Genomic DNA, 9,445 nt, shown 5'->3' with positions numbered 1-9,445 from the left:
GGCCCGATGACAGCGTATTAAATGGAGCATATAAATTGCCAGAAATAATAGGAGTGCAAAAAAATTAAGCGAGATTATTTTGAATCAGAAAAGAAGCATTTGCTAACAAAACCTAAACTGCATTAAAACGCAGTTTAGCCAAAACGTTCAGAAAACTACAAATCAAGCTCTACTCTAACCTTTTTAGTTAAACCTTTTACAACCAAATCAAAAGAATGGTTAATTAGTTCTGCTAATAGTTTTGGAGAAATATCATTATCTTTTAAAGAAATACTATTCCAATGTTTTTTACTCATATGGAAACCTGCGGTAATACTTCTATATGTTTCCCTAAGCTCAATAGCATAATCAGGATCGCATTTTAAATTAATAAAAGGGTTTCCACTTTCCCATTTCTCTAATGGAATTAAAGCAAACATTTTCCCTGCTACTTTATAAACTAAAGTATCTGCATCAAAAGGAAATGTGGCTTCGGTTTGTGGTTTAGATTCACAAAATTCTTGGAGTTGTTGTAAATTCATTTTACAGATTTATTCTTTTGCCGATTTAAATCTATTAATCTAATCTGTTTAGAACGCTTAATTGTGTTGTTCTTTTTAATTAAATTTTCTTTTGAGGAAATTATATCTAAACTGATTAATGTATCTGTAATATAGTCTAAGATTGTACTCATAAAATAAAGTATTCTATCCTAATTTAGGGACTTTACACCTAAGTCGCTTAAAATAAGCTTATAACATTACTATAATTCGACAAGATGTAAAAATAGTCAGACAAATTGAGTTGTGTTTTTTCTCTATTCGCTACACTTTCAACTCTTTTGGAGCTTTTTTTTCTAATTTTAATTTAGAATAATCTAATTGCCAACCAATTGTTTGTACAACATTTTCTATTAGCAAAATACTATCTAAGGCTTCTTTACGTGCTACATTGTATAAATTGCTTTCTGGCACTTTATTAATAATGTGTTGCTTTGCCTCTTTTTGTAATTCGGTTAAATCTTGTGCTTCAAATTTATTAAAGAAACCTTCTTTTTTATCGTAGTAATTAATATCATTTTCTATAGATAATATTTCGGGTTGTGGAAAATGAGTTAAGACAATTCTTTTCTGTTTTAGATTAGTTTCAATCTCAATTTTACTTAAATCAAAACCTACTTGTGCTTTCGCATTTATAACAATTAAAGCTTTTTTTCGGCTAGAAATAAGTTTTAAGTAACGTTCTTTTACGTTTTCATAATGATAAATTTCAGCAAAATCACCTTCTACAGTTACAAACTTACAGACCTTTTTTATTTGATCTACCAAAACAGTTGCCTGATATGTTGTTCTTTTCTTTTCGATAAAAAAACGATAAATAGTTACTGCAACTAAAACTAATAATGCGCCTATTATTAACGTGAAAAATGTTTCCATAATTACAGTAGTTTATATAAAATTGGCTTACTAGGTGATGCATCATTTTTAAATGGTGCAATCTGTAAGTTTAAAAGATAGCTTCCATCTATTACTTTATTTGGAACATAAATAAATTCTGTAATAGTTGCGTTTTTCCTAGTGTTTTCAGGATAATTCCAAAACGCTTTATGTGCTAATAGTTTTCCGTCATCCTTTTCCTTATCTACACTTGGTAAATCTATTAGCAAATGCTGAATCCCTTTTTCTCGAATAAATAAAGCTGCTTCCTCAGTTAAATAAGGCCAATTAGTATTTGAGTATTGTTTATTTTTTTTGTCTTTTGTATTTGGCATTGTTCTAATCACTAATGCTTCTGGATTTTTTCCTTTTAAAAGATGCTCTATTTGATGTTTTGAAATAACTAAATCATCTCCTAAAGATTCTGGCGCTACAGTTATTACCTCAGCTAAAAACATAAACGTTTTTAATGCCTTATTTATACTTCTAAAAGCTTTAGAAATATGTCCTACGCATTCTGTATGTGTTCCATGCGCATGTGGATTAAAAGCAATATTATTAAAATTAACATCGGCACCTTTTTCTACACTACCAGTCCAATCTCCTAATTGTACCGGATTAATTTTAGGCTCGTCTATATACCACGCATTTACATTGGTTACAGACGATTTTATAGAAATAGAGAGATCTAACGGTTTAGAAAAATCTACTTTAATCTTCTTATTTTTTAATTGTATTTCTGCTATCAAAATTTAATCTATTTTAAAAAGTTGTGACGCAATTCCATCACACAAAAACTGTCCTTTTTTAGTCATTTTTATTGTACTGTTTTCAATATACAATAATTGTTCCTTAATAAAGTTTTCGGTTTGATTTAATAATTCAGTTTTATAATCTAGCCCAAAATTGGTTTCAATTTTATCTAAAGAAATTCCCCAAATGGTTCGTAAACCAGTCATAACTGTTTCGTTAAATCTATCGTTTTTGGTTAATACTTCAATCTCATTAGGCACTATATTATCCTGAATAGATTTTATATATTTTATATTGTTTTTTATGTTCCAGCTTCTGGAAATCCCATTAAAAGAATGTGCCGATGGACCAATACCTATATAGGGTTTACCTAACCAATAGGCTGAATTGTTTTTACTATAAAATCCAGGCTTTGCAAAATTAGACAACTCGTAATGTTCAAAACCATTTTTAGCCAATTCATCTTTTAAAATAAAGAATTGTTCTTGTGCTAACTCATCGTTTACATTATCTATTTTTCCTTTAGCTATTAAATTTTCTAAAGCGGTTTTTGGTTCTACAGTAAGCGCATAACTACTAACATGAGAAATTCCAAAACTTAATGCCTTTTGTATGTTTTCTAACCATTGCTGATTTGTAGCGTTTGGAATACCGTAAATTAAATCTATAGATATATTATCGAAATATTTAACAGCTTCTGCTATACATTTTTTAGCTTCTTCTGCATTATGAGCACGATTCATTAATTTTAAATCGGCTTCAAAAAAAGACTGCACACCAATACTTAATCTGTTAATTCCAATATCTAAATAATCTTGATATATATTATACGATTCATTTTTAACCTGAATTAAATCGTCTGGATTGGCTTCTAATGTTATTTCTGGATTTTCTATAACGTTGTAATACTTATAAACGGCTTTTATAATAAAATCTAATTCTTTTACAGGCAACACACTTGGTGTTCCACCACCAAAATAAATGGTTTCTACTTTAGTGTCTTTAAATTCCAATTTACGCAGCTCTAATTCTTTAGCCAATGCTAAAACTAATGTATCTTTCTGTTTAAAATTTGTAGAAAAATGAAAATCGCAGTAATGGCAAGCTTGTTTGCAAAAAGGTATATGTATGTATATTCCGGACATTTTTTTTTCAGTGATCAATTATATATGAGCTTTCATTAAATAGAATCTTTAATAAATGTTGGCGGAATACTTGTTTTAAACTTATAGAGATTTCTCAAAATCGAATCTTGGATTTCGGATAAGTATTTTTTATTGTACATAAATTCCGTAGACCAAGCTAAACCACTACTATAAATTAAGCCGTGCTCTTTAGTGAAATAATATTCTGTTTCTTCATCAATCCAATTTTTATCATCGAATAAATATTTATAAACAACAATATTCTTATTCTCAAACTTAAAAATTTCAGTATCTATTAAACTACATTTTTTACCATTATAAATCAAAATTGAATCATTTGCTAGTTGGAATTCAATTAAAGTGTTTTTATTGAAATATTTTTTATTAGAAATAGAAGTATAACTGTAGCTTAATGTTTTTCTATCCTCAAAAATATCAAATCTTAAAGTGTCTAAAACCTTATTTTCTCCAATAAATTCTGCTTCTACAATTACTAGATTATTTACTTTTTCCTCATAACTTTTGGATGAAGAACAACTTGAAAGTATTAATATAAATAATAGTAAAAAACTTTTCATAATTCATTAGTTATTAATAACCGATAATTGTTAAAAGATAATTGATTACTGCAAAAAATTATTTAGGCTTTTTTATCGAAGACTTTTTAGAAACTCTATCTTCATTTTTACTCACAAAACTTGCCCAACCAGAATAACTCTTTCCAACCTCAACACGACCTTGATTATAAAAATGACAAACAGCAGCGCCTAAACCATCCATAGCATCTAAATTTTTAGGCAATTTTTTAATACCTAATAAATTCTGTAGCATTTTAGCTACTTGTTCCTTACTAGCGTTTCCACTACCAGTAATGGCCATTTTTATCTTTTTTGGCGCATATTCTGTAATTGGCACTTCTCTACTCAATCCTGCAGCCATAGCAACGCCTTGAGCTCTACCAAGCTTTAACATACTTTGTACATTCTTTCCAAAAAAAGGTGCTTCAATAGCAATTTCGTCTGGATGATGTGTTTCTATAAGCTCTATAGTACGCTCAAAAATAAGTTTTAGTTTAAGGTAATGATCATCGTATTTTTTTAAATCGAGTTCGTTTAATTGTAACAACTCCATCTTTTTATTCACCACTTTTATAAGACCAAAACCCATAATCGTAGTTCCAGGATCAATACCCAAAATAATTTGTTCTTTAGCAGCCATTAATTACACGTTCTACAACCACTTAAAGACACAGATAAACCAAGTGTTACAGTTAGCATATTACCATTAAAAGAACCATAACCTTCCGTAATTGGATCGAATTCACTTCCAAAAGCAAATACATAAGATGTATCTAAATAAACCGATGTAGTTCTAGCTACTTTATAATGAAACTCAAATCCTGCCATTGCATTTAAAAACGATGTTTTATTTGCGCCATAATCTCCTAAAGGTTTAATCATCGAAAAACCAGGACCTGCGTGTAATACAAAACCTGTTCCTTGTGGTAAAAAGGTTGTTTTTGTAGTTAAATCGTAAACCAATTGTGCGTTTACTCGTGTATAGTTTAATTTAAATTCTGGAGAATCGCTTCCGTTTGCCATTCTATTATAGCCTAAATCTAATTTTGCACCAAACTGTGCTTTAAACATATATTGGACACCAAAATTAATAGTCGGAAAATTAGTGCCTTTAGCCTCAAAAGGTCTTACAAATCCATCTTGTGCCGGCGAATTAATTCCAAATGCAATCTGACCTTTTAAAACACTATAATCTTCTTGAGCAAAAAGCGTTGTTAGACTTAATAAAAATATAATAGCAAAGCATTTAAAATGGTTTTGTAATCGCATTATCTTTAGTTTTAGTTATTTTGCAAGTTAAAATAACACTTTAACCTTGCATTACAAATCTAAGCAATTCTTTTTTGTAGGACTAAAACTAGCTTTAGTGTTTGGTGCATTTTATATTATTTATTTAAAATGCTTTGAATCCATTAGTTTAAGTTGGTCTTTATTTATAGATGTCTTAATAAATTCTAAGGTTTTAAAAATATCATCAGCAATAATATTGATTATTATGTCGATTTTAAATTGGTGGTTAGAAATTATAAAATGGCAGTTATTGGTTAAAAGCATTCGTTCTATTTCATTTTTTGAAGCTTTTAAGCAATCTACATCAAGTCTTACCGCTTCTTTAATTACTCCAAATCGTATTGGAGAATATGGCGCAAAAGCATTGTATTATTCAAAATATGAAGCCAAAAACATTGTCACTTCAAATTTAATAGGGAATTTAAGTCAGTTATTTTGGACCCTTATTTTTGGTACTTGTGGATTGATTTATCTTTTTAATACTTACAGTTTTAACTTACCTGTTAGCACTAATAACATTTTTGTTTCTGTTTTAATTGGTCTATGTTTTTTTTGTGCTATTTTTTGGATTTACAAAAAATTCAATTTTAATATAAATGAACTAAAAATATCTAAAACAGCCGTTTTTAAAGTGATACTCTTGTCTTTGTTAAGATACATTGTCTTTTCATTTCAGTTTTATGCCATCTTACGCTTCTTTAATATTGAATTATCCTTTATTGAAGCTCTAGCATTTATAAGTTCTACTTACATTTTAGCTTCTGTAGTTCCTATTATTAGTTTATTTGATGTGGTTATTAAAGGTAGTATTGCTGTTTTTTTATTTGATTTAGCAGGAATAAATTCCATTTTAATTTTATCTACAGTTCTTACAATGTGGCTTTTAAATTTTGCAATACCAGCAATTATTGGATCGTATTATGTAATTAATTATTCATCTAAATCTGTTTTAGTATGATTATTTTCTATGTAATTATAATTCTATATGTTATTGTTATTTCGACACTAATCTTTGGGTTTTATAAAATGAAGACTGAAACATTAAAAGATATAACTCCAGAGGTTAAATTCTCTATTGTAATTCCATTTAGAGACGAAGCTGAAAACTTACCTGAACTTCTTAAATCTTTAGAACAACTTAATTATCCTAAAAACCTATTTGAAGTTCTTTTAATTAACGATAATTCTTTGGATAATTCTCTGACTATAGTTGAAAGTTTTAAAAATAATTCGACCATAAACCATACAATTTTAAACGCAAGTTCTACATCTGTTTCACCTAAAAAAGATGCATTAACTCAAGCCATAAATCTAGCTAAAAATGAATGGATTATTACTACAGATGCAGATTGTGTTTTTAGTGTAAATTGGTTAAAAAGTTATAATCAGCATATTAAAGAAAATAACTCAAAATTTATTGCCGGACCAGTTGCTTACACAAAACCTGATTTCTTTTTTAAAATTTTTCAGCTTCTAGATTTCACCAGTTTGATTGGTGTAACTATTGGTTGCTTTGGGTTAAAAAAACCTATTATGTGTAATGGCGCAAATGTAGGATTCAAAAAAAAATTGTTCCAACAACTTAATGGTTATAACGGAAACACAAATCTTGCAAGCGGCGATGATGTTTTTCTTTTAGAAAAAGCATTAGTTAATAATAAACATCAAGTTAATTATCTTAAAAACTATCACGCAATTGTTTATACAAAACCTGTAAATACATTTAAAAAACTAGTAGCGCAACGCATACGTTGGGCTTCAAAAACATCTAAAACCAAAAGTGTTTTTTCTAAGCTTTTAGGATTATTAGTTTTAGCTACAAATGGCTTTTGGGTTATCTTATTATTAGGTTCTATTATTGATGAATTTACATTTAAACAACTATTAATTTATACTACATTAAAACTGATTATAGATTTTGTTTTAATTTACCAAGCCTTGTTGTTTTTAAGTCAAGAACAGTATTTTCGTTACGTTTGGCTATCTTCTATTATATATCCATTTTTTAGTATTTATGTTGGTGTTTTATCTTTATTTGGAGGCTATAAATGGAAAAATAGAGCTTATAAACACTAAATATTAGCTAATAAAATTTTACATTTACATAATCATCAATTTATATAAAAATGAAAAAACTTCTTTTTACACTTAGTCTTTTAGCTGGTTTACAATTTGGATTTAGCCAAGAAACATATACTGTTAACAACGAAACATTAGTGCTTAAATCTGAAATTGATGGTACTTTAGAATTATTATGGACTTCAGGAACAAATGGTGTCTATAGATACTTTATTAAAAAAGAAGATAATTCTATAGTCGAGTTAAAAAACACTAAAACTGAAAAAGAGTACAATAAGGAATATATAACATCGCTTTATGAATTAACACAAACTGACGCAAACGATGTACCATATACATTATATGGAATTAAATACTTTATAAGCGATTATAATAGCGCAAAAGACAATACTTACGTTGGTGTTGAACGCGGAAAATTAGAGAGTAGATTTGCTTTGTTTGGAGGAATAACTAATCAACCTTTTGTTTCTAATCCAGAAAACGCATCAGTTCCGCTTATTTCTGCTGAATTAGAAGTTTTTGATGCCAAAAATGAAAGCAGACACGTTGGTTTTGTAAATTTAAGACACACATTCTCTAATAGCGATATAGAATACACAGCAACACAATTAGCTTTAGGTTACAGATTTAGATTTGTAAAATCTGAAAAAATAAATGTATTCGCTCAAACCAAATTTGCAACTATAACTTACGCTAAATCTGAAGAGTTAGTCACCGATCCAAACGATGTGACTAATCTAATCGAAGAATCTGTTAGTAACACCACTTTTGATGCACCTTTAATCTTTGGTTTTGGTGCAGATTTTAAAATTGGAAACAACAGTTATATTACGGTAGTTTATGATTCTTTCTTTTCTGTAGTGTTTGATAACTATAACTTCCCGGTAGATTTTGCCGTAGGTTATAAGTTTAACTTGTAAACTAATTAACCTCTATTAGTATTGGTAATACAAACTGAGTTTTTACATGTTGCCCACGTTTAATTGCTGGATAAGCTTGTGGTAAACTTGTAATACTATTAGATAAGATTTTGTTGATTTCTGGAATTACTACTCTAAGAGAATCACTAATTTTTAAAGATGATATAGAGAAAGTACCTTTTTCAGAGATTATTAATTGTAACTCTATAGTTTCAGAAAAAGCATCATAAACATCAACATTTGTGTTCTTTAAAGCATCAAATACTTGATTATTAATTTCGGTTTCAAAACACGTCTTTTTTAAAGCTTCGGTTTCAAATGAATCACAGATTTTAAAACTTGGATAAGTGTCAACCTCATTCCAAGCAAACGTTTTTAATTCCTGCTCTACAATATTATCTTTCGAGATTTTTTTAGACTCAAAATAATTGCAAGACGTTAGCAACAAACTACATAAAACTAATAGAATTCTGAACATACGTATTTAAAAAGCGAAAAATACGATAATTTATTTAGATGACATCTGTAACAAGCTTGATACAAAATCGTCTAACAAATAAAAACGAATGGATATTTTATTAACCTGCTTAGGTTTCCTTTTTATAATTCTAGGTTTAATTGGTAGTTTTCTTCCCGTTTTACCTGGCCCACCAATTAGCTGGATTGGCTTACTTCTTTTATATCTTACAGATGCAGTACCAAACAATAACATATTGCTTATTATAACATTTATAGTTGCTATACTTGTTTTTACTTTAGATTATATTATTCCAGCAATTGGCACTAAAAAATTTGGTGGAAGTAGAGCTGGTGTTATAGGAACTAGTATTGGTTTAATAATTGGATTAATTGCTCCAATTCCTTTTGGTATTATTATCGGACCTTTTGTTGGTGCATTAATTGGAGAACTAACCAATCAAGCAGACACTAAAACAGCTATTAGAGCAGCTTTTGGATCTTTCTTAGGTTTTGTTACCAGTACACTTTTAAAATTTATTGTAGCGTGTATTTATTTTGGGATTTTTATTAGTGTTTTGTGGGATTATAAAAATGTTATTTTTTGGTAATTCTAACTCCTCTAAAGGAAAAGAACCGCTCTAAAACAAAAAAGCATCCCAATTTTCTAAAAGAAAAAAGGAAAGCTTCTCATTGGTTTAACTACTTAAACCTTGTTAATAACCTTTCAGTTATTAACCAACACAACTAACTTTAGTGCTTAAAAAAAGCTTCAAATAAATTTGAAGCTTTTAGCAATATTTTGCGGT

Annotated in this window: 13 protein-coding genes; 4 read left to right on the top strand and 9 right to left on the bottom strand. The window is 28.7% G+C overall.

All coding sequences use genetic code 11. The features are described 5' to 3' along the window. Positions 1 to 155: 155 nt before the first annotated feature. The 8 genes from ACFDSN_RS10965 to ACFDSN_RS10930 form a co-directional block, all read right to left on the bottom strand. Positions 156 to 521 carry an MmcQ/YjbR family DNA-binding protein gene (locus ACFDSN_RS10965; protein ID WP_375239897.1) on the bottom strand — a complete coding sequence of 122 codons (366 nt, stop codon included), beginning with the start codon at positions 519 to 521 and terminating at the stop codon, positions 156 to 158. After that, positions 518 to 673: a hypothetical protein gene (locus ACFDSN_RS10960; protein WP_375239896.1), complete on the bottom strand. Its 156-nt coding sequence runs from the start codon at positions 671 to 673 to the stop codon at positions 518 to 520. The genes ACFDSN_RS10965 and ACFDSN_RS10960 overlap by 4 nt, the downstream gene beginning before the upstream one ends. A 130-nt stretch (positions 674 to 803) precedes the next feature. Beyond that, positions 804 to 1,415, bottom strand: a complete 612-nt coding sequence (locus tag ACFDSN_RS10955) for a DUF4230 domain-containing protein (protein ID WP_375239895.1) — start codon at positions 1,413 to 1,415, stop codon at positions 804 to 806. A gap of 2 nt (positions 1,416 to 1,417) precedes the next feature. Further along, positions 1,418 to 2,164, bottom strand: a complete 747-nt coding sequence (locus ACFDSN_RS10950) for a cyclase family protein (RefSeq protein WP_375239894.1) — start codon at positions 2,162 to 2,164, stop codon at positions 1,418 to 1,420. Positions 2,165 to 2,167: 3 nt separating this feature from the next. Beyond that, positions 2,168 to 3,313, bottom strand: a complete 1,146-nt coding sequence (gene hemW / locus ACFDSN_RS10945) for a radical SAM family heme chaperone HemW (RefSeq protein ID WP_375239893.1) — start codon at positions 3,311 to 3,313, stop codon at positions 2,168 to 2,170. Between the two features lie 35 nt (positions 3,314 to 3,348). Continuing rightward, on the bottom strand, positions 3,349 to 3,891 hold the full coding sequence (locus tag ACFDSN_RS10940) for a hypothetical protein (RefSeq protein WP_375239892.1): 543 nt from the start codon (positions 3,889 to 3,891) through the stop codon (positions 3,349 to 3,351). Between the two features lie 58 nt (positions 3,892 to 3,949). Then, positions 3,950 to 4,531 carry a crossover junction endodeoxyribonuclease RuvC gene (ruvC, locus tag ACFDSN_RS10935; RefSeq protein ID WP_375239891.1) on the bottom strand — a complete coding sequence of 194 codons (582 nt, stop codon included), beginning with the start codon at positions 4,529 to 4,531 and terminating at the stop codon, positions 3,950 to 3,952. Next, positions 4,531 to 5,160, bottom strand: coding sequence for a cell envelope biogenesis protein OmpA (locus ACFDSN_RS10930; RefSeq protein WP_375239890.1), 630 nt, complete (start codon positions 5,158 to 5,160; stop codon positions 4,531 to 4,533). Before ACFDSN_RS10930 ends, ruvC begins: the two co-directional genes overlap by 1 nt. A 97-nt stretch (positions 5,161 to 5,257) precedes the next feature. On the opposite strand from ACFDSN_RS10930, the gene ACFDSN_RS10925 reads away from it, so the two are divergent. Genes ACFDSN_RS10925 through ACFDSN_RS10915 form a run of 3 tightly spaced genes read left to right on the top strand, consistent with a single transcriptional unit; the run spans position 5,258 to position 8,180 of the window. Further along, positions 5,258 to 6,139 (top strand): lysylphosphatidylglycerol synthase domain-containing protein, encoded by an 882-nt coding sequence (locus tag ACFDSN_RS10925; RefSeq protein WP_375239898.1) that lies wholly within the window; start codon positions 5,258 to 5,260, stop codon positions 6,137 to 6,139. Then, positions 6,136 to 7,257 carry a glycosyltransferase gene (locus ACFDSN_RS10920; RefSeq protein WP_375239889.1) on the top strand — a complete coding sequence of 374 codons (1,122 nt, stop codon included), beginning with the start codon at positions 6,136 to 6,138 and terminating at the stop codon, positions 7,255 to 7,257. The genes ACFDSN_RS10925 and ACFDSN_RS10920 overlap by 4 nt, the downstream gene beginning before the upstream one ends. 50 nt (positions 7,258 to 7,307) lie before the next feature. Next, positions 7,308 to 8,180: a hypothetical protein gene (locus tag ACFDSN_RS10915; protein ID WP_375239888.1), complete on the top strand. Its 873-nt coding sequence runs from the start codon at positions 7,308 to 7,310 to the stop codon at positions 8,178 to 8,180. Position 8,181: 1 nt separating this feature from the next. Here the strand turns inward: ACFDSN_RS10915 and ACFDSN_RS10910 are convergent, their stop codons facing one another. After that, positions 8,182 to 8,658, bottom strand: coding sequence for a hypothetical protein (locus ACFDSN_RS10910; RefSeq protein WP_375239887.1), 477 nt, complete (start codon positions 8,656 to 8,658; stop codon positions 8,182 to 8,184). Positions 8,659 to 8,746: 88 nt separating this feature from the next. Between ACFDSN_RS10910 and ACFDSN_RS10905 the strand changes: the two genes are divergently transcribed. Next, positions 8,747 to 9,247, top strand: coding sequence for a DUF456 domain-containing protein (locus ACFDSN_RS10905; protein ID WP_375239886.1), 501 nt, complete (start codon positions 8,747 to 8,749; stop codon positions 9,245 to 9,247). The last annotated feature ends 198 nt before the right edge of the window (positions 9,248 to 9,445 follow it).

The sequence above is a fragment of the Aurantibacter sp. genome (assembly GCF_042094015.1).
In the GTDB taxonomy this organism is placed as follows: Bacteria; Bacteroidota; Bacteroidia; order Flavobacteriales; family Flavobacteriaceae; genus Aurantibacter.
This window is presented reverse-complemented; position numbering and strand designations above follow the sequence as displayed.

Bases quoted from the DNA above. Each gene is read 5' to 3' on its own strand.
- ACFDSN_RS10905 (WP_375239886.1), top strand. From the start codon at position 8,747: ATGGATATTTTATTAACCTGCTTAGGTTTCCTTTTTATAATTCTAGGT.
- ACFDSN_RS10920 (WP_375239889.1), top strand. From the start codon at position 6,136: ATGATTATTTTCTATGTAATTATAATTCTATATGTTATTGTTATTTCG.
- ACFDSN_RS10910 (WP_375239887.1), bottom strand. From the start codon at position 8,658: ATGTTCAGAATTCTATTAGTTTTATGTAGTTTGTTGCTAACGTCTTGC.
- ACFDSN_RS10965 (WP_375239897.1), bottom strand. From the start codon at position 521: ATGAATTTACAACAACTCCAAGAATTTTGTGAATCTAAACCACAAACC.
- ACFDSN_RS10960 (WP_375239896.1), bottom strand. From the start codon at position 673: ATGAGTACAATCTTAGACTATATTACAGATACATTAATCAGTTTAGAT.
- ACFDSN_RS10940 (WP_375239892.1), bottom strand. From the start codon at position 3,891: ATGAAAAGTTTTTTACTATTATTTATATTAATACTTTCAAGTTGTTCT.
- ACFDSN_RS10915 (WP_375239888.1), top strand. From the start codon at position 7,308: ATGAAAAAACTTCTTTTTACACTTAGTCTTTTAGCTGGTTTACAATTT.
- ACFDSN_RS10955 (WP_375239895.1), bottom strand. From the start codon at position 1,415: ATGGAAACATTTTTCACGTTAATAATAGGCGCATTATTAGTTTTAGTT.
- ruvC (WP_375239891.1), bottom strand. From the start codon at position 4,531: ATGGCTGCTAAAGAACAAATTATTTTGGGTATTGATCCTGGAACTACG.
- ACFDSN_RS10930 (WP_375239890.1), bottom strand. From the start codon at position 5,160: ATGCGATTACAAAACCATTTTAAATGCTTTGCTATTATATTTTTATTA.
- hemW (WP_375239893.1), bottom strand. From the start codon at position 3,313: ATGTCCGGAATATACATACATATACCTTTTTGCAAACAAGCTTGCCAT.